20 protein-coding genes, 1 rRNA gene and 1 pseudogene are annotated in these 22,231 nt (G+C 67.9%); 14 read left to right on the top strand and 8 right to left on the bottom strand.

From position 1 onward, the window contains the following. Positions 1-86 precede the first annotated feature (86 nt). Together ERL55_RS00420 and ERL55_RS00415 are read right to left on the bottom strand one after the other, a co-directional pair. Positions 87-1,631: ribosomal RNA gene (locus ERL55_RS00420) — 16S ribosomal RNA — on the bottom strand. A gap of 487 nt (positions 1,632-2,118) precedes the next feature. Continuing rightward, a complete protein-coding gene (locus tag ERL55_RS00415; RefSeq protein WP_129134666.1) occupies positions 2,119-3,291 on the bottom strand; it encodes a class I SAM-dependent rRNA methyltransferase in 1,173 nt (390 codons plus the stop codon). Between the two features lie 133 nt (positions 3,292-3,424). On the opposite strand from ERL55_RS00415, the gene ERL55_RS00410 reads away from it, so the two are divergent. The 5 genes from ERL55_RS00410 to ERL55_RS00390 all read left to right on the top strand — a co-directional run bounded on the left by ERL55_RS00410 (position 3,425) and on the right by ERL55_RS00390 (position 8,918). Continuing rightward, positions 3,425-4,192, top strand: coding sequence for a rhomboid family intramembrane serine protease (locus ERL55_RS00410; protein WP_129134665.1), 768 nt, complete (start codon positions 3,425-3,427; stop codon positions 4,190-4,192). A gap of 78 nt (positions 4,193-4,270) precedes the next feature. Further along, positions 4,271-5,353 (top strand): serine hydrolase domain-containing protein, encoded by a 1,083-nt coding sequence (locus ERL55_RS00405; RefSeq protein WP_129134664.1) that lies wholly within the window; start codon positions 4,271-4,273, stop codon positions 5,351-5,353. After that, the gene (locus ERL55_RS00400) at positions 5,350-7,059 is read left to right on the top strand and encodes a M28 family peptidase (RefSeq protein WP_129134663.1); all 1,710 of its coding nucleotides are present in this window, start codon (positions 5,350-5,352) and stop codon (positions 7,057-7,059) included. Before ERL55_RS00405 ends, ERL55_RS00400 begins: the two co-directional genes overlap by 4 nt. Before the next feature lie 249 nt (positions 7,060-7,308). Then, a complete protein-coding gene (locus tag ERL55_RS00395; protein WP_232141559.1) occupies positions 7,309-8,364 on the top strand; it encodes a patatin-like phospholipase family protein in 1,056 nt (351 codons plus the stop codon). A gap of 74 nt (positions 8,365-8,438) precedes the next feature. Continuing rightward, a complete protein-coding gene (locus ERL55_RS00390) occupies positions 8,439-8,918 on the top strand; it encodes a hypothetical protein (protein WP_129134661.1) in 480 nt (159 codons plus the stop codon). On the opposite strand, the gene ERL55_RS00385 is transcribed toward ERL55_RS00390, so the two are convergent. After that, positions 8,890-9,366 (bottom strand): Lrp/AsnC family transcriptional regulator, encoded by a 477-nt coding sequence (locus ERL55_RS00385; protein ID WP_129134660.1) that lies wholly within the window; start codon positions 9,364-9,366, stop codon positions 8,890-8,892. The genes ERL55_RS00390 and ERL55_RS00385 overlap by 29 nt on opposite strands. Before the next feature lie 127 nt (positions 9,367-9,493). On the opposite strand from ERL55_RS00385, the gene phhA reads away from it, so the two are divergent. The 3 genes from phhA to ERL55_RS00370 all read left to right on the top strand — a co-directional run bounded on the left by phhA (position 9,494) and on the right by ERL55_RS00370 (position 13,967). Then, the gene (gene phhA / locus ERL55_RS00380) at positions 9,494-10,393 is read left to right on the top strand and encodes a phenylalanine 4-monooxygenase (protein WP_129134659.1); all 900 of its coding nucleotides are present in this window, start codon (positions 9,494-9,496) and stop codon (positions 10,391-10,393) included. Positions 10,394-10,521: 128 nt separating this feature from the next. Next, a complete protein-coding gene (locus tag ERL55_RS00375) occupies positions 10,522-12,654 on the top strand; it encodes a TonB-dependent receptor (RefSeq protein ID WP_241685792.1) in 2,133 nt (710 codons plus the stop codon). 113 nt (positions 12,655-12,767) lie between these two features. Beyond that, positions 12,768-13,967, top strand: a complete 1,200-nt coding sequence (locus ERL55_RS00370) for an amino acid aminotransferase (protein ID WP_129134657.1) — start codon at positions 12,768-12,770, stop codon at positions 13,965-13,967. Here ERL55_RS00370 and ERL55_RS00365 read toward each other — a convergent pair. After that, positions 13,964-14,218 carry a hypothetical protein gene (locus ERL55_RS00365; protein ID WP_129134656.1) on the bottom strand — a complete coding sequence of 85 codons (255 nt, stop codon included), beginning with the start codon at positions 14,216-14,218 and terminating at the stop codon, positions 13,964-13,966. The genes ERL55_RS00370 and ERL55_RS00365 overlap by 4 nt on opposite strands. Before the next feature lie 20 nt (positions 14,219-14,238). Here ERL55_RS00365 and ERL55_RS00360 point away from each other — a divergent pair, with 20 nt between their 5' ends. The 4 genes from ERL55_RS00360 (at position 14,239) to ERL55_RS00345 (ending at position 17,997) form a co-directional block, all read left to right on the top strand. After that, on the top strand, positions 14,239-15,471 hold the full coding sequence (locus tag ERL55_RS00360; RefSeq protein ID WP_343132715.1) for a histidine kinase: 1,233 nt from the start codon (positions 14,239-14,241) through the stop codon (positions 15,469-15,471). Continuing rightward, complete coding sequence (locus tag ERL55_RS00355) at positions 15,468-16,100, top strand: response regulator transcription factor (protein ID WP_129134655.1); 633 nt, start codon at positions 15,468-15,470, stop codon at positions 16,098-16,100. Before ERL55_RS00360 ends, ERL55_RS00355 begins: the two co-directional genes overlap by 4 nt. An 87-nt stretch (positions 16,101-16,187) precedes the next feature. Then, positions 16,188-17,216: a class 1 fructose-bisphosphatase gene (locus ERL55_RS00350; protein ID WP_129134654.1), complete on the top strand. Its 1,029-nt coding sequence runs from the start codon at positions 16,188-16,190 to the stop codon at positions 17,214-17,216. Between the two features lie 61 nt (positions 17,217-17,277). After that, on the top strand, positions 17,278-17,997 hold the full coding sequence (locus ERL55_RS00345) for a 2OG-Fe(II) oxygenase (RefSeq protein WP_129134653.1): 720 nt from the start codon (positions 17,278-17,280) through the stop codon (positions 17,995-17,997). Between the two features lie 11 nt (positions 17,998-18,008). On the opposite strand, the gene ERL55_RS00340 is transcribed toward ERL55_RS00345, so the two are convergent. From ERL55_RS00340 to ERL55_RS00325, 4 genes and pseudogenes are all read right to left on the bottom strand, one after another. Continuing rightward, the gene (locus ERL55_RS00340) at positions 18,009-18,446 is read right to left on the bottom strand and encodes a response regulator (protein WP_129134652.1); all 438 of its coding nucleotides are present in this window, start codon (positions 18,444-18,446) and stop codon (positions 18,009-18,011) included. After that, the gene (locus ERL55_RS00335; protein ID WP_129134651.1) at positions 18,439-19,221 is read right to left on the bottom strand and encodes an ATP-binding protein; all 783 of its coding nucleotides are present in this window, start codon (positions 19,219-19,221) and stop codon (positions 18,439-18,441) included. The genes ERL55_RS00340 and ERL55_RS00335 overlap by 8 nt, the downstream gene beginning before the upstream one ends. 81 nt (positions 19,222-19,302) lie before the next feature. Continuing rightward, positions 19,303-20,136, bottom strand: a pseudogene (locus tag ERL55_RS00330) (PA0069 family radical SAM protein); the annotation flags it as partial. Between the two features lie 213 nt (positions 20,137-20,349). Next, positions 20,350-20,688, bottom strand: a complete 339-nt coding sequence (locus tag ERL55_RS00325) for a helix-turn-helix transcriptional regulator (RefSeq protein WP_129134649.1) — start codon at positions 20,686-20,688, stop codon at positions 20,350-20,352. A 105-nt stretch (positions 20,689-20,793) separates the two neighbouring features. On the opposite strand from ERL55_RS00325, the gene ERL55_RS15005 reads away from it, so the two are divergent. Together ERL55_RS15005 and ERL55_RS00320 are read left to right on the top strand one after the other, a co-directional pair. Next, positions 20,794-21,267 (top strand): hypothetical protein, encoded by a 474-nt coding sequence (locus tag ERL55_RS15005; RefSeq protein WP_206733336.1) that lies wholly within the window; start codon positions 20,794-20,796, stop codon positions 21,265-21,267. Positions 21,268-21,623: 356 nt separating this feature from the next. Continuing rightward, positions 21,624-22,130, top strand: coding sequence for a hypothetical protein (locus ERL55_RS00320; protein ID WP_129134648.1), 507 nt, complete (start codon positions 21,624-21,626; stop codon positions 22,128-22,130). Positions 22,131-22,231 lie beyond the last annotated feature (101 nt).

Here is a 22,231-nt window from a genome sequence, read left to right as displayed (position 1 = left end):
TAAGGGACTGTTCCGGCCTGTGCCGGAACTTTCTGGATGCAGGTGACTTGTGCGGACGCCTGGACGGTGGAAGCCGTCCGGTCTCTAAAGGAGGTGATCCAGCCGCACCTTCCGATACGGCTACCTTGTTACGACTTCACCCCAGTCATCTGCCACACCGTGGCAAGCGCCCTCCCGAAGGTTAGGCTACCTGCTTCTGGTGCAACAAACTCCCATGGTGTGACGGGCGGTGTGTACAAGGCCCGGGAACGTATTCACCGCAGCAATGCTGATCTGCGATTACTAGCGATTCCGACTTCACGGAGTCGAGTTGCAGACTCCGATCCGGACTGAGAGAAGGTTTCTGGGATTGGCTTGCCCTCGCGGGTTTGCAGCCCTCTGTCCTTCCCATTGTAGTACGTGTGTAGCCCTGGCCGTAAGGGCCATGATGACTTGACGTCATCCCCACCTTCCTCCGGTTTGTCACCGGCGGTCTCCTTAGAGTTCCCACCATTACGTGCTGGCAACTAAGGACAAGGGTTGCGCTCGTTGCGGGACTTAACCCAACATCTCACGACACGAGCTGACGACAGCCATGCAGCACCTGTGTTCCGGTTCCCGAAGGCACCCTCCGATCTCTCAGAGGTTCCGGACATGTCAAGGCCAGGTAAGGTTCTTCGCGTTGCATCGAATTAAACCACATACTCCACCGCTTGTGCGGGCCCCCGTCAATTCCTTTGAGTTTCAGTCTTGCGACCGTACTCCCCAGGCGGCGAACTTAACGCGTTAGCTTCGATACTGAGTGCCAAATTGCACCCAACATCCAGTTCGCATCGTTTAGGGCGTGGACTACCAGGGTATCTAATCCTGTTTGCTCCCCACGCTTTCGTGCCTCAGTGTCAGTGCTGGTCCAGATGGCCGCCTTCGCCACGGATGTTCCTCCTGATCTCTACGCATTTCACTGCTACACCAGGAATTCCGCCATCCTCTACCGCACTCTAGCCTGCCAGTATCCAGTGCAATTCCCAGGTTGAGCCCAGGGCTTTCACATCAGACTTAACAAACCACCTACGCACGCTTTACGCCCAGTAATTCCGAGTAACGCTTGCACCCTTCGTATTACCGCGGCTGCTGGCACGAAGTTAGCCGGTGCTTATTCTTTGGGTACCGTCAGAACAATCGGGTATTAACCGACTGCTTTTCTTTCCCAACAAAAGGGCTTTACAACCCGAAGGCCTTCTTCACCCACGCGGCATGGCTGGATCAGGCTTGCGCCCATTGTCCAATATTCCCCACTGCTGCCTCCCGTAGGAGTCTGGACCGTGTCTCAGTTCCAGTGTGGCTGATCATCCTCTCAGACCAGCTACGGATCGTCGCCTTGGTGGGCCTTTACCCCGCCAACTAGCTAATCCGACATCGGCTCATCTATCCGCGCAAGGCCCGAAGGTCCCCTGCTTTCACCCGTAGGTCGTATGCGGTATTAGTCCCGGTTTCCCGAGGTTATCCCCCACGTATAGGCAGATTCCGATGTATTCCTCACCCGTCCGCCACTCGCCACCCAAGGAGCAAGCTCCCCTGTGCTGCCGTTCGACTTGCATGTGTTAGGCCTGCCGCCAGCGTTCACTCTGAGCCAGGATCAAACTCTTCACTTAAGTCTTGCATAGGGCCGAAACCCCATTAAAGCTTGAGTGCAGTCGTCGTCCGGAGCTCGAATTCAATCACTCGCATTTGCATGCTTGGAATCGACTCTGTGCTCTTTCGAACGTCTGCGTTGTTGGATGGTCATCCAGCCGCCAGACGTCCGCACAAGTCTCCTGCGTACACTGTCAAAGATCTTCAGGCTCCGGCCTCAGCGCCGCGAACCCCTTCTTGCCGTACCCCGTCGTTTCCGTCGAGGTGAGCCGCCCATCTTAGCGCGGATCGTGTTTCTGTCAACACCTTTTTTCGCGTCGACTTCATTTCCGCGGCTTTCGCTGCTTCCCGTTCATCGAACCCCGGACACGAGGTCCGCAAGCGGTGCCGGGAGGTGAAGGCGTTGTTCACGTCGTCACCGGAAGGGGGCGCATTGTGCGTCGGTCCTGCGGAAAGCGCCAGCCCTTTTCTGCAGAATTTTTACGTCACGCTCAGCAGGCAGTCAGATCAATCCAGCACCCGGCAGAACACCGCCTTGAGATAGCGCGATTCCTGCACGTGCGCGAGGTAGGGATGATCCGCGCCGGCACCCGACACCTTGAGCACCTGCACCGTGCGGCCCGCGTAGAACGCGGCACGGCGCAGCATGTCGAGGAACTGCTCCTCGCTGACCAGCCCGGTGCACGAGAACGTCGCGAGCAGGCCACCGGGCTTCAACACGCCGAGCGCAAGCTTGTTCATGTCGAGGTACTTCTTCAGCGCCGGGATGACCTGCTCGCGGTCGCGGGTCATCTTGGCGGGATCGAGCACCACCACATCGAACTGTTCGCCGTTGATCGCAGCATCGCGCAGCCACGGGAAGATGTCGGCCTGGATGAAGCGCACGCGTGCGTCATTCAACTTCGCGTTGCCACGGGCGATGTCGAGCACCGCCTCGTCGATGTCGATGCCGACCACCTCCGACGCGCCGCGCACCGCGGCATACACGCCGAAGCCGCCGGTGTTGCAGCACAGGTCGAGCACCCGCTTGCCGGCGACGCGGTGCGACAGCCACTCGCGGTTCTCGCGCTGGTCGGCGAAGAAACCGGTCTTGTGCGCACCGGCGGGGTCCGCGCGGAAGCGGATGCCGTGCTCGGTGATCACCGCCGGCGGCACCGGCTCGCTGCCGCGGAAGTCGAACGACTCCTGCTTCTGCACGTGTTCGTCGGCAAAGCTGTAGAAGCGGCAGCCCGGGAACTCGGCGCGCAGGGCGTCGTAGATCCACTCGCGGTGGCGGAACATGCCCGCGCTGAAGAACTCCACCACCAGCAGGTCGCCATAGCGGTCGACGACCAGGCCCGACAGGCCGTCGCCTTCGCTGTGGACCACGCGCCAGGCGTCGGACACCGCATCAAGGCCCAGTTCGTCACGACGCAGGCGTACCGCCGCGCTGATGCGCCGCGCGAACCACGCGGCATCCACCGGCACGTCGGGATCGGTCTCGAGGATGCGCAGGGCGATGCGCGAATGGCCGTTGTAGAAGCCGCGGCCGATCCAGGTGCCGTCGACACCGGCGACATCGACGATCGCCCCGGGCTTGGGGCGCTGCGCGGGCTTCTCGACCAGGCGCTGGAAGATCCACGGATGGTTGGACCGCCACGCATTCTTGAGGTGGACGGTCGGAAGGGGGGTATTGGTCATCGGGGGATTCTAAGCGAGCGCACCCCAACGGCCGCCGTGGGGGCAGGGCGGGGGCGCGTGGGCCGCAATGTCCCACGGGCCGCGCCCTTGCATCGTGGCCCGGCGTCGCCATCCTCGTGGCATGCACCTCGACATGCCTGACCACCCCGCCGACCCCGCCGCCCAGCGCGTGGCCGACCATCGCCGTCTCGCCTCGGCCGCAAAGGCCAGCCTCGCATTCGTTGCGCTGCTGGCGGTGATGTTCGGTGTACAGGCGATGGTCGACTGGACGCTGTTCGCGGTGCGGCCGCAGCTGCCGGCCGGCCTCATCGGGCTGCTGACCGCGCCGTTGCTGCATGGCTCGCCGTCGCATCTGCTGGCGAATGCGTTCGCGCTGCTGCTGCTGGGCATGCTGGCCCTGACCGTCTACCCGCGCGCGACCTGGCGGGCGCTGCCGCTGGTCTGGCTGGGCAGCGGGCTGTGCGCCTGGTGGCTGGGCGATCCGGGCTCGCGCCACCTCGGTGCCAGCGGGCTCACCCACGGCCTGATGTTCCTGGTGTTCGTGCTGGGCCTGCTGCGGCGCGACCGACCATCGATCGCCGCCGGGATGATCGCGTTCTTCTTCTATGGCGGCATGCTGCTGACGGTGCTCCCGCACGACCCCGGCGTGTCGTGGCAATCGCACCTGGGCGGCGCACTCGGCGGGGTGATCGCGGCGGTGCTGTTCCGGCATGCCGACCTCGCGCATCCGCGCCGTCGCTACAGCTGGGAGATCGAGGAAGAGGAGGCCGCACGCGCTGCGGCGCTCGATCCCGACAGTTTCGAGCCGCCATCGCCGCATGCGGTGCCGGTGCTGTGGAAGCGCGAACCGCCGCCGCGCGGCGTGGTGCTGGAATTCCCGCGCCGCGATCGCGAGGGCTGACCGCCCGGGGCGGCAGGCACCGGGCGGCCACGGCCGCGGCGGCCACGGCCGCGGCGGTGACCCGCTTAGAATCGGCGGATGAACGCATCCGCCCTGCTTGCCCTGCTGCTCGTCGGTGGCATTGTCGCCCCGCCCGCCGATGCCGCCGACGATCGCCGCGTGACCGCGGTGGATGCGCTGTTGCGCGACTATGCCGGTGAGGTGCCCGGGGTCTCGGTGCTGGTCATGCACGAGGGCAGGGCAGTGCTACGCCGCAGCCATGGCCTGGCCGATCTCGAAGCCGCCACGCCCGCGAGCCCGGGAACCCGCTACCGGCTGGCGTCGGTGAGCAAGCAGTTCACCGCTGCGACGATCCTGCGCCTTGCCGAGGAAGGCCTGCTGCAACTGGATGACCCGGTGCGCCGCTGGCTGCCGGAACTGCCGCCGGCCACCGCACCGGTCACCCTGCACCACCTGCTCGCACACGCCTCCGGCCTGGTCGACTACGAGGATCTGATGGACGCCTTGCCCGCGCAGCAGGTGCAGGACGCCGACGTGCTGGCGCTGCTTGCCGGCGCCGACCGCCTGCGCTTCGCACCGGGCACCGGATATGCCTACAGCAACAGCGGCTACGTGCTGCTGGGCCTGGTGGCCGCGCGCGCCAGCGGGCAGTCGTTCCCGGAGGTGTTGCGCACGCGCCTGTTCGCACCGCTTGGCATGCATGGCGCGGTGGCATGGACCGCGGACGCGGCGCCGGTGGCGGCGCGCGCCTGGGGATACAGCCTGCGCGACGGCCGCTGGCAGCGCACCGACCAGAGCCCCACCAGTGCCACGCTAGGAGATGGCGGCATCTATGCGTCGATCGACGAGCTGGCGTTGTGGCTGGCAGCGCTCGATGGCGACACGCTCCTTGCCGACTCATCACGGCAGGCGATGTTCGCCGCCCACACCACCACGCCGACCGGCGAGGACGACGTCGATGCCTATGGGTACGGCTGGCGCCTGCATGGCGGCATGCAGTGGCATTCCGGCGAGACCATCGGCTTCCGCAACGTGGTGCTGCGTTTTCCGCAGCAACGCCTGGCCGTGGTCGTGCTGAGCAACCGCAACGCACCCGCTCCCTATCCGCTCGCCCGCGCGATCGCCGCGCTGTGGCAGGTCTCCGGCCCGGAGGCGCCATGACCGCTCCGCGACGCGCCCTGCGCCTGCTCCTCGCCACGTTCGCCGTCGCCGCGCTGCTGTTGCTGGGCTGGTTGTGGCTGCGGCCGACGGCCGAGCCGTCGGTCGATGGGTCGGTGGCTGTCGCGGCGGACCTCGACGACGCCACGCCGCTGTCCGACGACCCCGCCGCCCAGCGCATCGCGGTCGACCTGCGGCGGCTCGCCGACGACAGCATGGAAGGGCGCGAAACCGGCAGCCGCGGCCACGACCTTGCCGCGGCCTATGTGGCTGCGCAGTTCGCCGATGCCGGCCTCGAGCCGGCCGGCGACGACGGCGGCTTCTTCCAGACCGTGCCGCTGCTGCGCGCGGTGCCGCAGGCCCAAGGCGCGCGGCTCGCGGTGACGCGCGGCGGTCGCACCATCGAACTGAAGCTTGGCGAGCAGTTCCTGCCCTGGGCGAACTTCAATGCCGGCACGCACCGGGTCGAAGCGCCGGCGGTCTTCGTCGGCCATGCCATCCACGCGCCCGACATCGGCCACGACGATTTCGCCGGGCTCGATCTGGCGGGCCGGATCGCCGTGCTGCTGCCAGGCGCGCCGCAGGCCTTCGACGACCAGCACCGCGCCTACCACTCGGCGCTGCAGGAAAAGCTGGCCGCGCTGGCCGCGCGGGGTGCGGTGGGCGCGGTGCTGGTGTCGACGCCGGAGTCGGAGGCACGCCTGCCGTGGGCGCGACAGCGCGCGAGCTGGCAGAACGCGGCGATGCGGCTGCGCGACGACGACGGTGGGCCGGTGGACGGCTTCCCGATGCTGCAGGCGGTCGCGGCCGTCGGCGTGGCCGCCGCCGACCTGGTGTTCGCCGACGGCCAGCGCCCGGCGGCGGAACTGTTCGATGCCGCGCGCGCCGGCACGCTGCGTGGCTTCGAACTGCCGGGCACGCTGCTGCTGGCCGGGCGCACCACGATCGGCGAAATGGCCTCGCGCAACGTGGTCGCACGGCTGCCCGGCACCGACGACCTCGCCGGCGAGCAGGTCGTGCATACCGCGCACCTGGACCACGTCGGCATGCCGGCCGGCGGCGAAGGCGATCGCATCCACAACGGGGCGCTCGACAATGCGCTCGGCGTGGCGATCATGCTGGAGACCGCACGCACGCTTGCGACCACGCCGACGCGGCGTTCGCAGCTGTTCGTGGCGCTGACCGGCGAGGAGCAGGGGCTGCTGGGGGCGCAGTGGTTCGTGACCCGCGCCGACGATGCCGGCACCCCGGTGGCCAATATCAATATCGACATGCCGGTGCTGCTGGCGCCGAGCACCGACATCGTCGCCATCGGGCGGGAGCATTCCAGCCTCGGCGATGCGGTCGTCGCGGTGGCAGAGGAACTGGGCGTGGAGGTCTCCGACGACCCGTTTCCCGAGGAAGTCACCTTCGTGCGCAGCGACCATTACGCCTTCGTGCGCGCCGGTATCCCCGCGATCTACCTCGACGGGGGGGTGATCTCCGCCGATGGCGAGCGCGACCCTAGGCGGGCGCTCGCCTACTACCTGCGCAACTGCTACCACCAGCCCTGCGACGACGCCACCCAGCCGATCCAGTACGACGACGCCGCAAGGCTGGCGCGCGTGTCCGCGGCGCTGGCGACCCGCATCGGCAATGACGACGCCCGCCCGCAGTGGCGCGACGGCGACTTCTTCGGCGAGCGCTTCGCGGCCGATGGCGAGCGGTGAACAACCCTTGGCGGGACGTCGGTGGCAAGCCTGCGTAACCGCGACGCGTCGGACGGCAGCAGCCTGTTGAGGCCGTGATCACCCCGCTGCCGCCGGCTTGCAACGCGGCCCGGCGCCGCGACCATCGCACTGCTCCGGCCGTCCGGAATTCCCCGACAGGCCGCATCGGTCGGTCAGGCTGACGCCGGCTTCAGCCGGTGGCCGGCGGCGCTGCGTATGCTGGCGCGCTTCCCGACAGGTGTGTTTGCGATGCGTGTGCCGACCCCGCTTCTCCGTCTGCGCAACAGTGCGGCCGTCGCCTGCATGCTGGTGCTCGCTGCGTGCGGCGGCGGCGGCGATCCTGTGCGCGATACCCCGCCTGCGGCGCCGGTGGTGGCCACGCCGTCGCCACCGCCGCCCCCGCTGCGCATCGGCCTGGCGCTGGGCGGTGGCGCGGCAAAAGGATTCGCACATATCGGGGTGATCAAGATCCTCGAGGCCAACGGCATCCACGCCGACGTGGTCGCCGGCACCAGCGCCGGCAGCGTGGTCGGCGCGCTGTATGCCAGCGGGCTGGACGCGTTCGCCATGCAGGAGCGCGCGGTCGCGCTGGACGAAGCCAGCATCCGCGATGTGCGGCTGTTCTCCGGCGGGCTGATCCAGGGCCAGAAGCTGCAGGACTACGTCAACGCACAGGTCGACCGTCGCCCGATGGAGCGGCTGGGCAAGCCGTTCGCCGCGGTCGCCACCCGCCTGGATACCGGCGATCGCGTGGTGTTCGTGCGCGGCAACACCGGCCAGGCGGTACGCGCCTCGAGCAGCGTGCCCGGCGTGTTCGAGCCCGCGCGCATCGGCGAACACTCGTATGTGGATGGTGGCGTGGTCAGCCCGGTGCCGGTGGATGCCGCGCGCCAGCTCGGCGCGGACCTGGTCATCGCGGTGGACATCTCCACCCGTGCCAGCGGCAGCACGCCGCAGCACCTCGTGGGCATCGTCAACCAGTCGATCGCGATCATGGGCCAGCGCCTGGGTGCGGAGGAACGCGGCCGTGCCGATGTGGTGATCCGTCCGCAGGTCGACGAGATCGGCCCGGCCAGCTTCGAACAGCGCGCGCACGCCATCCTGCAGGGCGAACGCGCCGCCCTGGCGGCCATGCCGCAGATCCGCACCGCGATCGCGCAACGCCAGCGGCAACGCGCAGCCGCGCTGGCGCCACGCCCGGCACCCGCCCAGCCGTCACCTGCCGCCGACGAGGTCGACTGCGGCAACACCTGGGTGCGCAGGCTCAACCCGTTCCGCCGCGGACAGGCGGACGTCTGCGGCTGAGGCCAGCTGCGCTTGCCCGCACGCCGCACGACGGGGCAAGTTCCCACGCTCGAATCCATGGAAGGAAACGCCTCATGCGCAGGATCGCCACCGCACTGCTGTTGCTGGTCGCTTCGATGTCGGCACGGCCAGCGTTTGCTGTGAGCGGCGTCGACTCCGCTGCGCAGGCGGTGATCCGCGACGCCGGCGACAACCGCCTCGTCATGATCGGCGAGCTTCACGGCACCAGCGAAGTACCGGCGCTGGTCGCGGCGCTGGCACGCCATTACGTGCACAGCGGGCCGGTGCTGGTGGCGCTGGAGGTGCACGCCGCGGAACACCCGCGGATCCGCGCCTACCTCGCCTCCGACGGCGGCGTGGCCGCCCGGCACGCCCTGCGCGCCGGGCCGTTCTGGAACGTGCCCACCGGGCGCAACGACGGCCGGCGCACGCAGGCGATGCTCGATCTGGTCGAGGCGGCGCGCCAGTTCGACCAGTGGCTGATGCTGCCGCGGCTGACGCCCAGCCCGCTGCTCGAACCGCGGCTCAGTCGCGCGACAGCGGCAGGCCGCTGAAGCGCTTCACCGTGCGCAGCACGAAACTTGAATTGACGTCGGCCACGCCGTTCTCGTTCAACAGGCGGTCGAGCAGGAAGCGCGAGAAGTGGTCGAGGTCCTCGACCACCACGTGCAACAGGTAGTCCATGTCGCCGGTGAGGGCGTGGCAGGCGACGACCTCGTCCCAGCCATCGACCGCGGCGGCAAAGCGCTCCACCGGGGCGGAGCCGTGCTTTTCCAGCTGCACGCGCACGAAGGCCTGCAGGCCCAGGCCGATGCGCTCGGCGTCGACCTCGGCGCGATAGCCGCTGATCACCCCGTCGCGCTCCAGCCGCTGCACCCGGCGCAGGCAGGCCGACGGCGACAGGTGCACGCGTTCGGCCAGTTCCGCGTTGGTGAGCCGGCCGCCGCGCTGGAGTTCGGCAAGCAGGTGCAGGTCGATGCGGTCGAGCGGGGCGGCAGCCATTTTTTGCGTGATCCGGACAATTGACGCAACGATCCTGCGCTGCAGCCGGTGCTGCGTGCAACTTCGCAACCCCGTTGCGCGGCTGCGGCGCTAGTCTGGAGGTCCATGTCTGCAAGGGGATCGCGCCATGAATGCCGTCATCACCGAACCGCGCCGGGTCGAGAACCTGCACACCGACAAGGGCAAGGTGCCGGTCTACGCCACCGGCATCGTCGCGCAGCCGTGGGACAGCTACAGCGATGACGACCACGCCACCTGGGCGACCCTGTATGCACGCCAGCGCGAGCTGCTGGTCGGCCGCGCCTGCAACGAATTCCTCGATGCGCAGGACGCGATGGGGATGACGCCCGACCGCATCCCGAAGTTCGCCGAGCTCAACGTCGCGCTGGAAGCTGCCACCGGCTGGACGCTGATCGGCGTGGAGGGCCTGCTGCCGGAACTGGATTTCTTCGATCACCTCGCCAACCGCCGTTTCCCGGTGACGTGGTGGATCCGGCGGCCGGACCAGATCGACTACATCGAGGAGCCCGACCTCTTCCACGATCTGTTCGGCCATGTGCCGCTGCTGATGAATCCGGTGTTCGCCGATTACATGGAAGCCTACGGCCGCGGCGGGGTGAAGGCGCACGGCATTGGTGCGGACGCACTGCAGAACCTGACCCGGCTGTACTGGTACACGGTGGAGTTCGGCCTGATCGACACCCCCGAGGGCCTGCGGATCTTCGGTGCCGGCATCGTGTCGTCGAAAGGCGAGAGCATCCACGCACTCGACAGCGCCGCGCCCAACCGCATCGGCTTCGACCTCGAGCGGATCATGCGCACGCGCTACCGCATCGACACCTTCCAGAAGACCTACTTCGTCATCGACAGCTTCGAGCAGCTGATGGACGCCACGCGGCCGGACTTCACCCCGATCTACGCGCGCCTGGCCACGCAGGACTCGCTGCCGGCCGGCGGGGTGCAGCCCGGCGACCGGGTGTTCCAGCGCGGCACCGGCGAGGGCTGGGCCAGCGACGGCGACGTCTGAGGCCGCACCTGGCCGGAGCTGCGGCGGCGTGCGCAGCTCCGGCCGCGGATGTCCAGCCCGGCGTTGACCCGGGGTGCATGCGGGACCGGCCACACTGGCCGGTCTTTCCGTCACCGATGCCGATGCCGATGCTCGCCACCTGTCTGGCCTGCGCGCTTGCGCAGGCAAGTTCCACCGCCCCGCTCGACCCGAACCTGGCCGCCACCGATGTCCGCACGCTGGACCGCGTGGTGGTGGAGGGCACGCGCCTGCGCGGCGTGAGCGCGTTCGACACGCCCGCGTCCACCGCCACCATTGACCTGCGCGACGGCGCCGGAGGCAGTGGCGCCGATGTTTCCGAAGTGCTGCGCGGCGTGCCCGGCCTGCTGGCGCGCAACCGCCAGAACCTGGCCCAGGATACCCAGCTGTCGATCCGCGGCTTCGGCTCGCGGGCGACGTTCGGCGTGCGCGGCGTGCGCCTGTACGTCGACGGCATTCCCGCCTCGATGCCCGACGGGCAGGGCCAGCTGTCGCACTTCAGCCTCGCCGGTGGCGACCGCATCGACGTCATCCGCGGGCCGTTCTCGGCACTGCACGGCAACTCGTCGGGTGGCGTGGTCGAGATGTACAGCGAGGACGGCCGCGCCGGCGATCCGTGGCGGGTGCGCGCGACCGCCGGCCGCAACGACAGCCGCACCCTGGCCGCGCAGCTGCTGGGCGAGGGCGCAGGGGGCATCGGCTACAACTTCGCGCTGTCGCGCTACGACACCGACGGCTGGCGCGACCACAGCGCCGCGCGCCGCGACATCGCCAACCTCAAGCTGCACAGGGATTTCGGTGACCGCCGTCGGCTCGACGTGGTGGCGAACTGGCTCGATGTCGACGCGCAGGATCCGCTCGGCCTCACCGCGGAGCAGGCGCGCGAGAACCCGCGCCAGGCGGTCGGCGTGGCCCACCAGTACAACACCCGCAAGACCACCCGCCAGCAGCAGCTGGGTGCGACCTACGAGCACGGGCTCGGCGATGCGCAGACCGTGCGCGTGCGGGCCTGGGGCGGCGAGCGCGACGTGGTGCAGTTCCTGCCGATCCCGCCGGCGCCGCAGAACAACAGCCCGCTGCACGCCGGCGGGGTGATCGACCTCGACAACCAGTACGACGGCATCGATGCGCGCTGGACCTGGGAGGGCGCGCTGGCCGGGGCGCCGTTCGAGGTGACCGTGGGCGGCAACCTCGACCGCCAGCGCCAGCACCGCCGCGGCTTCGAGAACTTCGTCGGAGACCAGGTCGGCGTGCGTGGCGACCTGCGCCGCGACGAGCGCAACACGCTGGAGAATGCCGACGGCTATGCGCAGGCCTGGTGGCGGTTCGCACCGCAATGGTCGCTGCTGGCGGGCGTGCGCCACAGCGAGGTGCAGTTCGAATCCGACGACCGCTATGTCACCGGCGCCAATCCGGACGACAGCGGTCGCGTGCGCTACCGCCAGACCGCGCCGGTCGCCGGGCTGGTGTTCGCGCCCGATGACGCACTGCGTTTCTATGTGTCGGCCGGCCGCGGCTTCGAGACCCCGACCTTCAACGAGCTGTCCTACCGCGCCGATGGCGGCGCCGGGCTGGCGTTCGGCCTGCAGCCGGCGATCAGCGACAACGTCGAGGCGGGGGTGAAGTGGCGGGGCGCGCCGGGCTGGTCGCTGGAAGCGGCGCTCTTCCGCGCCGATACCGACAACGAGCTCGCCGTCGCCCGCAATGCCGGCGGCCGCAGCAGCTTCCGCAACGTCGGCCAGGCGCGCCGGCAGGGCGCCGAGGCCGCGTTCGCGATGCCGCTGGGCGAGGCCTTCGACCTGCAGCTGGCCTGGACCTGGCTGGACGCGACCTTCCGCAGCGACTACCTGATCTGCCAGGGCGCCGGCTGCACCGTGCCGAGCACCGTGGTGCCCGCCGGCACCCGCATCCCCGGCGTGGCCGAGCAGCAGTTGTACGCGCGGCTGAACTGGCGCCAGGGGCCGTGGTCGGCCGCCATCGAAGGCGAGGCGCTGGGCGATGTCACCGTCAACGATCTCGGCAGCGAAGCAGCTTCGGGCTACGGCCTGCTGCACCTGTCCGGTGGCCGCGACTGGCAGACCGCCAACGGCACCCTGCGCGGCTTCGCGCGGCTGGACAACCTGTTCGACCGCCGCCATATCGGCTCGGTGATCGTCAACGAGGGCAACGGCCGCTTCTACGAGCCGGGCCTGGGCCGGCAGCTCACCGTCGGCCTGCAGTGGAACTGGGACCGGATGCGCTGAAGGCTCGGGCCGGTCGCCCGCCCCCGCCAGGCCCACAAGGTGCCGCGGGGTATCATGGCCGGCCCGCAGCCTGGGCGCTGCGGGGTTCCCTCTTCCAGCCAGCGAGTCGCGCCGTGTCCGTTTTCGCACATCTTGAACAGGTTCCAGGCGATCCGATCCTGGGCCTGACCGAGGCCTTCAATGCCGACGCCCGCACCGACAAGGTCAACCTGGGCGTGGGCATCTATTACGACGAGGCCGGACGCATCCCGCTGCTGCGTGCAGTCGACGCCGTACAGCGCCGGCTGGCCGAGGAGGGTGCGGCACGCGGCTACCTGCCGATCGATGGCCTGCCCGCCTACACCCGCGCCACCCGCGAACTGCTGTTCGGCGCCGACTCCGCACTGCTGGCCGCCGGGCGCGTGATCACCGCGCAGACCGTGGGCGGCAGCGGCGCGCTGCGCACCGGCGCCGAGCTGCTGAAGCACTCGCTGCCTGCAGCGCGCATCGCGATCAGCAACCCGAGCTGGGAGAACCACCGCGCGGTGTTCGGCGCGGTCGGCTTCGAGGTGCTGGATTACACCTACTTCGATGCCGAGCGCCATGGCCTCGACTTCGACGGCATGCTCGCCGACCTGCGCAGGCTCGAAGCCGGCACGGTGGTGCTGCTGCACGCCTGCTGCCACAACCCCACCGGTGCCGATCTCGATGTCGCGCAATGGCGCCAGGTGATCGCGGTGCTGGCCGAGCGCGCGCTGGTGCCGTTCATCGACATCGCCTACCAGGGCTTCGACAAGGGCATCGAGGAAGATTCCGCGGCGATCCGCCTGCTGGCGGAGTCGGGCATCGCCAACTTCATGGTGGCGAGCTCGTATTCGAAGTCGTTCTCGCTGTACGGCGAGCGCACCGGTGCGCTGTCGGTGGTGTGCGCCGATGCCGACGAGGCGCGCCGCGTGCAGTCGCAGGTCAAGCGGCTGATCCGCGCGAACTATTCCAGTCCGCCCTCGCACGGCGCGATGCTGGTGTCGGGCGTGCTCAACGATCCTGCGCTCAAGGTGATGTGGGAGCAGGAACTGGGCGAGATGCGCACGCGCATCCACGCCCTGCGCGCAGGCCTGGTGGCGCGTCTGGACGCCCATGGTGCCGGCCGCTTCGGCTTCATCAACGACCAGGCAGGCATGTTTTCGTATTCCGGCCTGAGCCGCGAGCAGGTCGACCGCCTGCGCGACGAGTTCGGCATCTACGCCGTCGGCACCGGCCGTATCTGCGTGGCCGCGCTCAACGATCGCAACCTCGACTACGTGGCCGACGCGATCTCGAAGGTCGCGGGTTAAGGCCTGCACACGCGGCGCCGTTGCCCGGCGCCGCACGCCCTGCGCATGAACACCAGCGCGATCGCACCCGGGATCGCGTACTGCACGGCCAGCTGCAGGCCCAGGCGGATCCATTCGCGGATCCGCTGACGCACGAGCGCCTGCTCGAGCCACGGGTCGTGGTCGCGCCAGCCGATCCACAGGCAGGCCAGCAGTACCAGCGCCAGCACGACATACAACGTCAGCCTGCAACCTCGCACTCCGGGTGACATTGCCGGCTCCTGTGACGGGAATGCCGTCAGACTCGCTGCCGGCGCCGAAGCAGCACATGGCCGGAGGTCATCGCGTCGACCTGCCGGAAGTCACTTTCGGCCGCCATGGCATTGCCGATGCCGCGCCGGCGTCGCAGCATGGCCGCATGCCCGACGCCCTGCGCAACCTGCTGCATCCGATGCACCTTGCCGGGCTGTGCACGCTGGGCGCGGTGGGGATGTCGCTGCGCTGGATCGCCGGCGCACATCCGGTGCTGGCGTGGTCACTGCTGGGCGCCTTTGCGATCGCACAGCTCTCGCACGACGCCGTGCGCCGGCGGTCGCCGCGCGCGGCCGATGCCCTGCTGCTGCTGATGCCGGTGCTTGCCCTGCTGCTGCTGTGGATCAATCCACGCGTGGGCACCGCCCAGGTGCTGCTGGTGATCTGGACCGCGCTGGTCGCCTCGCACTGGTCGGGGCGCGCAGTGGTGGCGGCGATCGGGCTGAGCGGTCTCGGCCAGTACCTGCTGATGCTCGACTACGGCCATTCCGCGCCGTTGACGGTGACCCTGCTCTATACCGGTTTCCAAGGCTTCGCCGCGGTGACCGCGTGCGCCCTGCGCAACGCCGAGGACAGCCGCGATGCGCTGGTGCGGGTCAATGCCGATCTGCTGGCCACGCGCGCCCTGCTGGCCGACAGCGCGCGCGACAGCGAGCGGGTGCGCGTGGCGCGCGAGCTGCACGACGTCGCCGGCCATACCCTCACCGCACTGACCCTCAACCTGCGCGCACTGGCCAGCGATCCGCAGCTGCGAGAACGCGGTGAACTCAGAATCGCCCAGCAGCTGTGCGGTGAGCTGATGGGCGACATCCGCGGCGTGGTGCAGGCGATGCGCGATGGCGGCGGGCTCGACCTCACCAATGCGCTGCACGCGCTGGCCGCGCCCTTCCCGCGGCCGCGGCTGGCGCTGCAGATCGCACCCGACCTGCGCATCCGCGATCCGGCGCTGGCGGAGGCCGTGCTGCGGATGGTGCAGGAGGCGCTGACCAACAGCGCCCGCCACGCCGGCGCCACCACGCTTGCGGTCAGCCTGGTGCAGCACGATGGCTGCCTGCGGGTGGCGATCGAGGACGATGGCCATCTGCACGGCGCGGTGCGCGAGGGCAATGGCCTGGCCGGGATGCGCGAGCGCATCGACGCGCTCGGCGGCCACCTGGCACTGGCAACGGGGCGGCGCGGGGCGTTGCGCATCGAGGCGGAGCTGCCGGCATGAGCGCACTGCGCGTGGCGCTCGCCGATGACCAGGCCCTGGTGCGTGCGGGGCTGCGCGCCCTGCTGGAGCGGCTGGGCATCGTGATCGCGCTGGAAGCCGACGATGGCGCGGCCCTGCTCGCGCAACTGCAGGCCACCACGGTGGACGTGGTGCTTACGGACATCCGCATGCCCGGCACCGACGGCATCCAGGCCCTGCAGGCACTGCGCGCGCGTGGCGACACCACGCCGCTCCTGCTGCTGACCACCTTCGACGACAGCGACCTGTTGCTGCGCGCCGCGGAAGCCGGTGCGCAGGGCTTCCTGCTCAAGGACGCCGCGCCGGAAGAGCTGTTCGATGCTGTCACCCGCGTGGCGGCCGGCGAGACCCTGCTGCAGCCGGTCAGCACCGACCCCGTGCGTGCGCGTTTCCACTTCCGCGACGACCGCGCGCCGCTGGACAGCTTCAATCCGCGCGAGGTCGCGATCCTGCGCCTGCTGGCCGGTGGCTATTCCAACCGCGAGATCGCGCGCAGCCTGTTCCTGGCCGAGGGCACGGTGAAGAACTACGTGTCGGTGATCCTCGACAAGCTCGGCACCCGCGACCGCACCCGTGCGGTGCTGAAGGCGATCACGCTGCGGGTGATCTGAGTCTGCGCACGCAGGCGCGGCGGCAGGCCGGGTGGCGGCCGCATGGATGCGGGCGATAATGCCGGCCCCGCAGCCGTGGAGTGCGTCATGTCCCAGACCTCGTTGACCCGTTTCCTGATCGAGGCGCAGCGCGCCGGCCAGCTCAACCCGGAGCTGCGCCTGCTGATCGAGGTGGTGGCACGCGCCTGCAAGCGGATCTCGGTGGCGGTGGGCAAGGGCGCACTCGGCGGCGTGCTCGGCGACGCGGTGGCCGGCGACGGCGGCGACAGCATCAACGTGCAGGGCGAGGCGCAGAAGAAGCTGGACGTGCTGTCCAACGAGATCCTGCTCGAGGCCAACGCCTGGGGCGGGCACCTCGCGGCCTGCGCATCGGAGGAGATGGACCACTGCCAGCCGGTGCCGGATGCATTCCCGCGCGGCAACTACCTGCTGGTGTTCGATCCCCTCGACGGCAGCAGCAACATCGACGTCAACGTCTCGGTGGGCACGATCTTCTCGGTACTGCGCGCGCGCGACGGTGGCGACGTCGAGGATTCGCATTTCCTCCAGGCCGGGCGCGAACAGGTTGCCGCGGGCTACTGCATCTATGGCCCGAGCACGATGCTGGTGCTGACCGTCGGCCATGGCACGCATGCCTTCACCCTGGACCGCGAGCAGGGCTCCTTCGTGCTGACCCGGCGCGACATCCAGGTGCCGCCGGCAACGAAGGAATTCGCCATCAACATGTCCAACCAGCGCCACTGGGACGTGCCGATGCAGGCCTATGTCAGCGATCTTCTGGCCGGCAGGGAAGGCGCGCGCGGCAAGGACTTCAATATGCGCTGGGTGGCGTCGATGGTGGCCGACGTGCATCGCATCCTCACCCGCGGCGGCATCTTCATCTATCCCTGGGACCGCAAGGATCCCTCCAAGCCCGGCAAGCTGCGGCTGATGTACGAGGCCAACCCGATGGCGATGCTCATCGAGCAGGCCGGCGGCGCGGCCACCGACGGCCGCCGCCGCATTCTCGACATCGAACCGGGCGAGCTGCACCAGCGCGTACCCGTGTTCCTCGGATCGCGCGAGGAAGTGGACGCCGCCACGCGCTACCACCTCGAGCACGACGCCCGCGGCTGACGCGTTGCATGGGGTGGGGACGTCGGCGATGCTGGCGGCCCGCACCCCACACGCCCTCCGCATGGACGACCGCACTGCAACCGCCGTCGACGACTTCATCGAGGTCGTGCCCGCCGCCCTGGATGCCGCCAGCTGCGCGGCGATCGTCGAACGCATGCGTGCAAGCGATGCGCTGTCGCCGGGGCAGATCGGCGGCGGTGTGTTTCCCGAGCTCAAGCACAGCCGCGATCTCTCGCTCGCGGGCCGTGCGGACTGGGCCGATGTCGACCAGGCGCTCAACGTGGCGGTGTATGCGGGCCTGCTCGCCTACCTGCGGCGCTATCCGCAGGCGCTGATCGCACCGTTGATGCTGCAGCAGCCGGATGGCCGCGGTGGCCTGCGGCGGCTGTCGGCCGAGGACCTGGCGGCGATGGACGATGCCGCACTTGGCGGCCTCGCACGCACCTGCCTGCGCCCGGGTGCGGTCAACCTGCAGTGGTACCGCGACGGCGAGGGCGGTTATCCGTACTGGCATTGCGAGCTGTACCCGCGCGATCCGCAGTGCGAGACCCTGCACCGGCATCTGCTGTGGACGATCTACCTCAACGACGGCTTCGACGCCGGCGAGACCGAATTCATGTTCCAGCAGCGCAAGGTGACGCCACGCGCCGGCGACCTGCTGATCGCGCCGACCGCGTTCACCCATACCCATCGCGGCAACCGCCCGCGCGGTGGCGACAAGTTCATCGCCACCAGCTGGATCCTGTTCCAGCGCGCCGAGCAGCTCTACCGCGGCAGCTGAAGCGGCCTGCCTCAGGCCGGGCTGGGGTGGTTGAGCACCAGCCAGTACAGGCCGACCTGCTTCACCGCGCCGACGAACTGCTGGAAATCGACCGGCTTGCGGATATAGCTGTTGACGCCCAGCGCATAGGCGGCCTCGATATCGAACGGTTCGCTGCTGGTGGTCAGCACCACCACCGGCAGTGCGCGGGTGTGCGCATCGGCACGGATCGCCTGCAGCACCTCGCGGCCGTCCACCCGCGGCAGGTTGAGGTCGAGCAGCACGATCGACGGCAGGTCATCGGCATTGCGGTGCGCGTACGAACCGCGTGCGAACAGGTAGTCCAGTGCTTCCACGCCATCGCGCACCACCACCAGCGGGTTGGCGATCTTCGCCTCGGCGAATGCGATACGGGTCAGTTCGACGTCGTCGGGATTGTCCTCGACCAGCAGGATTTCCTTCTCAGTCATGCCCAGCTTCGTCCTCGCTGTCCTGCGCCGCCGGCAGGTCGATATGGAACACGCTGCCGACGCCGGGGGTGGATTCGGCCCAGATGCGGCCGTCGTGGCGTTCGACGATGGCCTGCGCGATCGCAAGCCCGAGGCCGTCGCCGCCGCCCTGCTCGCTGCCATGCAGGCGCTGGAACGGCACGAAGACGCGGTCAGCATAGCGCATGTCGAAACCGCTGCCGGCGTCCTCCACCGCGACCAGCAGGCGCGCGCCTTCGCGGCGCCCGCGCACGCGGATACGGATCTGCTCGCGCGAGCGCGAGAACGTCCACGCGTTGTGCAGCAGGCGGTCCATCAACTGCTTGAGCTGGCGTTCGTCGCCATGCACGAACAGGTCGGTCTGTACCTCGATGTCGGCCGTCGGGCCGGGTTGCAGGTCCTGCAGTTCGGCGAGGCTCCATTCCGCCAGCATGCCAAGGTCCACGCGCTCGGGCTTGAGCGGCGCGCGATCGACATACGACAGCTGCAGGAGTTTCTCGATCAGGCCTTCCATGCGCCCGGCGGCATCGTGGATGCGGCCCAGGTAGTCGCGCGCCTGCGGATCCAGCGCTTCCGCGTACTGGTTGACCAGCACCTGCGCATAGCCGGTGATCGCGCGCAGCGGCGCGCGCAGGTCATGCGAGATGCCATGGGCGAGATGCTCCTCGCGCTTGCGCATGCGCGCGATCGCCGCTTCGCTGCGCACAAGCTGGCCGGGCAGGTCGTCGACCCGCGGGACACTGGAACCGGAAGACATGACTCGTTCTGCGTGCACGGAAAGCCGGAAGTCTAGCCATCCCCGGGTCAGCAGGGCGTGGACACGCACGCCGGATCCCCGTCAGAACAGGTCGCCCTGCGGCGAAACCTCGCGCGGCGGGCTGAACAGGTCGCAACGCAGGGGAGGCAGCTCACCGAAACCCAGCGCGCGCCGCGCGCGGTCGAAGCGCGCACGGATGAGATCGGCGAACGGGCCCTGGCCACGCATGCGGCTGCCGTAGCGGCTGTCGTAGTCGCGACCACCGCGCATCTGCTGAACCAGGCTCATCACATGGGCGGCGCGCTGCGGATAGTGCAGCTCAAGCCATTCACGCCAGATCTCCTTGAGTTCGTGCGGCAGGCGCAGCAGCACGTAGCCCGCCGACGTCGCGCCGGCCTCGCGCGTGGCTTCCAGGATCGCCTCGAGCTCGTGGTCGCTGATCATCGGGATCACCGGCGCGACGAGCACCCCGGTCGGCACCCCGGCTTCGGCCAGCGCGCGGATCGTACGCAGGCGCGCATGCGGCGCGGCCGCGCGCGGTTCCATGCGGGCCGACAGCCGGTTGTCGAGGGTGGTCACCGAGAGATGCACCTCCACCAGCCCGCGCGCGGCCATCGGCGCCAGCAGGTCGAGGTCGCGCACCACCAGCGCGCTCTTGGTGACGATATGCACCGGCTGGCCCGCCTGCGCACAGATCTCCAGGCACCCGCGGGTGATGCCGCGATCGCGCTCGAGCGGCTGGTAGCCATCGGTATTGATGCCCAGCGCGATCGGCGAACACACGTAGCCGGGCTTGCCGAGCTCGGCGCGCAGCCGGTCCGGCGCATTGGTCTTGGCAAACAGCCGGGTCTCGAAATCGAGGCCGGGCGAGAGGTCCAGGTACGCGTGCGAGGGCCGCGCGAAGCAGTAGACGCACCAGCACTTTATGACACTTGTTAAAAGTGTTCACAGCCGCAGTTGGCGCAGTTCGTTCGAGGCCAGCTTGACGGCGGTTTAGGCGCCCCCGGTAGGGCCAGCTTTCAGGATAATTTTTATGCCGCGCCGGGGGTACGTAGTCTCCCGCCACCTCGGAGCGCCGCTGTAACCGTAGACCAGTCAACCCACGGCAAAGACCGCCGCAGGACGCTGCTACTTTTTAACCGCCTTGTCAGTGGCGCGTTTTTCTATCTCTACCAGTAGCTTCTTCTGCTCCGGCTGTGTAAGTGCCGAGAACGCAAGGATCATGTCGGCGAGCAGTTCCGACTCCGCGAAAAGATAGGCGAGAGGCACATCGAGCTGCTCGGCAATCTGGGAAGCAGTCTCCATATCGCATAGCGACTTCTGCTGCTCGTAACGGTTAATGCGAGTGCTCCCCACCGTCTTCCCCAAGCCGATCAGCGCGCCAAGTTCGCGCTGTGACACGCCAGCCCGCGCCCTCGCCAACTTCAAGCGCTTGGAAAAAACGGAGGCGGCGAAGCTTTCGGGCAACGGCTGGAGACTTGACGAAGACGCCAAATCATGACCGTTGAACGCAGCTTCTGGCAGACTCTACACTAGCTGTAGATGCCAGCCAACGGAATAGGGAGGTCACAAATGAAGATGAAGCTGAGCGGAGCTCTCTTGCTTCTCTTGACAACATTCAGCACGGATTGTCGCGCGGAAATCAGTTATGACCTGTTCGTCGAAACATGTAGCAAGCCGAGCGACTTTTGCAGTGGTCTCCTTTGGGGGGTCGTTGAATCTAGGAACATGCACAACCATCGGCTCCGCAGTCGTCTGGATGAGCATGGTCTTCAAGCACCACCCGCATGGCTGTTTATTGGCACGAACATGTGCTTCCCCGACCACTACAAGCTCGACATGGAACGCTCACTAACCGCGTTCCTGGAACGCGTCCGGATTGATGTTCTCGCTCAGGTTATGAGTCGGCGAAACGAGTATCAGATGACGGACGGTCGGATGATCATGAATGGGACTGGTCGGAGCATGCTTAGCGACGCATTTGATTCGCTATACCAGTGCACCGCAGGGAACACTCAATGGAACCTCCACTGGGGTGGCGGCTAAGCTCTCATGGACAACACATGCTGTGGGACCGTTGGGACAGTCCCAACAGTAGCTGTAGATGGCTACCCCAGAGCTTGGGGTGGTCATCCTCCAAAAGATCCCTTAACTGGATTGGAGCCGCGAACGGCCACGTTCGCGGCGGGCATTTCCAACAGCGGCGAGTCGGACACTCTGGGATTCCAATCGACAACCGGCGACTGGTTAGCTCCATGGCGGATGCCAGAGCGGGTGTCGGGCCGGTCACCATGTACGTTTCCGCGATTGGCCGGCATATGTAGATCCGACTTGATCCCCTGACTCTAGATTGGCCTGCCACTAAAGCCGGTGGGACGTCGATTCCCAGGAGTGCTCCACGCATGCCCACCCTCGCAACGTTGGTACTTCACGCAAAGAATGGGCAGCCGTCGATAGGCTACCGTACAGAGACTCTCAGCCAGATTGCCTGTGGCGATCTAGCCGAAGGAACGCAGGCTGCATGGGAAATGCGTTGTTGGACACCGGGGGGAGCGAGGCTTGGTCATGGAGTGAAAGCGGTCGAACTCGTCGCACTCGTCGGCGCCACCTTTCGGGTGATAAACCATTGCTTTGGCGACGGCACCTTACGGGAGGCGGTCCGACGATTTAACTGTGCGGCTAACGGGATCGTTACCGAGATTCCTAACAAACAGGCTCTCGATGACCATTTAATGATCTGGAGCAATCAGGCAGCGCAGAACGACGTATTCCTGCAGACGCGAGAGGTCGGCATTGCGCAGATCCAAGCGATTGGCCAACAGCTTCAGCGAGCCATCGAGAAGGTGGCGGAAGTGAGAGATGAGGTACTTGGGCCGTCTGCTACTCCCACCCCAATCTCGTGGGTTTAATGACGGCTTTCCTCGCCCTATCTCCTTGTCCGCTTCCGGCCAAAAGCGGACGTACCAACTGCCGTTTCTTCGTGTAGATTCAAGTTAGAGACAGGGGGGAG

Source organism: Luteimonas sp. YGD11-2, assembly GCF_004118975.1.
In the GTDB taxonomy this organism is placed as follows: domain Bacteria; phylum Pseudomonadota; class Gammaproteobacteria; order Xanthomonadales; family Xanthomonadaceae; genus Luteimonas; species Luteimonas muca.
The sequence above is the reverse complement of the archived record's forward strand: the minus strand, read 5'-3'. Positions and strand labels throughout refer to the sequence as shown.

Bases quoted from the DNA above. Each gene is read 5' to 3' on its own strand.
- ERL55_RS00395 (WP_232141559.1), top strand. From the start codon at position 7,309: ATGCGTGTGCCGACCCCGCTTCTCCGTCTGCGCAACAGTGCGGCCGTC.
- ERL55_RS00405 (WP_129134664.1), top strand. From the start codon at position 4,271: ATGAACGCATCCGCCCTGCTTGCCCTGCTGCTCGTCGGTGGCATTGTC.
- ERL55_RS00340 (WP_129134652.1), bottom strand. From the start codon at position 18,446: ATGACTGAGAAGGAAATCCTGCTGGTCGAGGACAATCCCGACGACGTC.
- ERL55_RS00375 (WP_241685792.1), top strand. From the start codon at position 10,522: ATGCTCGCCACCTGTCTGGCCTGCGCGCTTGCGCAGGCAAGTTCCACC.
- ERL55_RS00390 (WP_129134661.1), top strand. From the start codon at position 8,439: ATGCGCAGGATCGCCACCGCACTGCTGTTGCTGGTCGCTTCGATGTCG.
- ERL55_RS00385 (WP_129134660.1), bottom strand. From the start codon at position 9,366: ATGGCTGCCGCCCCGCTCGACCGCATCGACCTGCACCTGCTTGCCGAA.
- ERL55_RS00360 (WP_343132715.1), top strand. From the start codon at position 14,239: ATGCCGTCAGACTCGCTGCCGGCGCCGAAGCAGCACATGGCCGGAGGT.
- phhA (WP_129134659.1), top strand. From the start codon at position 9,494: ATGAATGCCGTCATCACCGAACCGCGCCGGGTCGAGAACCTGCACACC.
- ERL55_RS00320 (WP_129134648.1), top strand. From the start codon at position 21,624: ATGCCCACCCTCGCAACGTTGGTACTTCACGCAAAGAATGGGCAGCCG.
- ERL55_RS00400 (WP_129134663.1), top strand. From the start codon at position 5,350: ATGACCGCTCCGCGACGCGCCCTGCGCCTGCTCCTCGCCACGTTCGCC.
- ERL55_RS00335 (WP_129134651.1), bottom strand. From the start codon at position 19,221: ATGTCTTCCGGTTCCAGTGTCCCGCGGGTCGACGACCTGCCCGGCCAG.
- ERL55_RS00415 (WP_129134666.1), bottom strand. From the start codon at position 3,291: ATGACCAATACCCCCCTTCCGACCGTCCACCTCAAGAATGCGTGGCGG.
- ERL55_RS00345 (WP_129134653.1), top strand. From the start codon at position 17,278: ATGGACGACCGCACTGCAACCGCCGTCGACGACTTCATCGAGGTCGTG.
- ERL55_RS00410 (WP_129134665.1), top strand. From the start codon at position 3,425: ATGCCTGACCACCCCGCCGACCCCGCCGCCCAGCGCGTGGCCGACCAT.
- ERL55_RS00365 (WP_129134656.1), bottom strand. From the start codon at position 14,218: ATGTCACCCGGAGTGCGAGGTTGCAGGCTGACGTTGTATGTCGTGCTG.
- ERL55_RS00350 (WP_129134654.1), top strand. From the start codon at position 16,188: ATGTCCCAGACCTCGTTGACCCGTTTCCTGATCGAGGCGCAGCGCGCC.
- ERL55_RS15005 (WP_206733336.1), top strand. From the start codon at position 20,794: ATGAAGATGAAGCTGAGCGGAGCTCTCTTGCTTCTCTTGACAACATTC.
- ERL55_RS00355 (WP_129134655.1), top strand. From the start codon at position 15,468: ATGAGCGCACTGCGCGTGGCGCTCGCCGATGACCAGGCCCTGGTGCGT.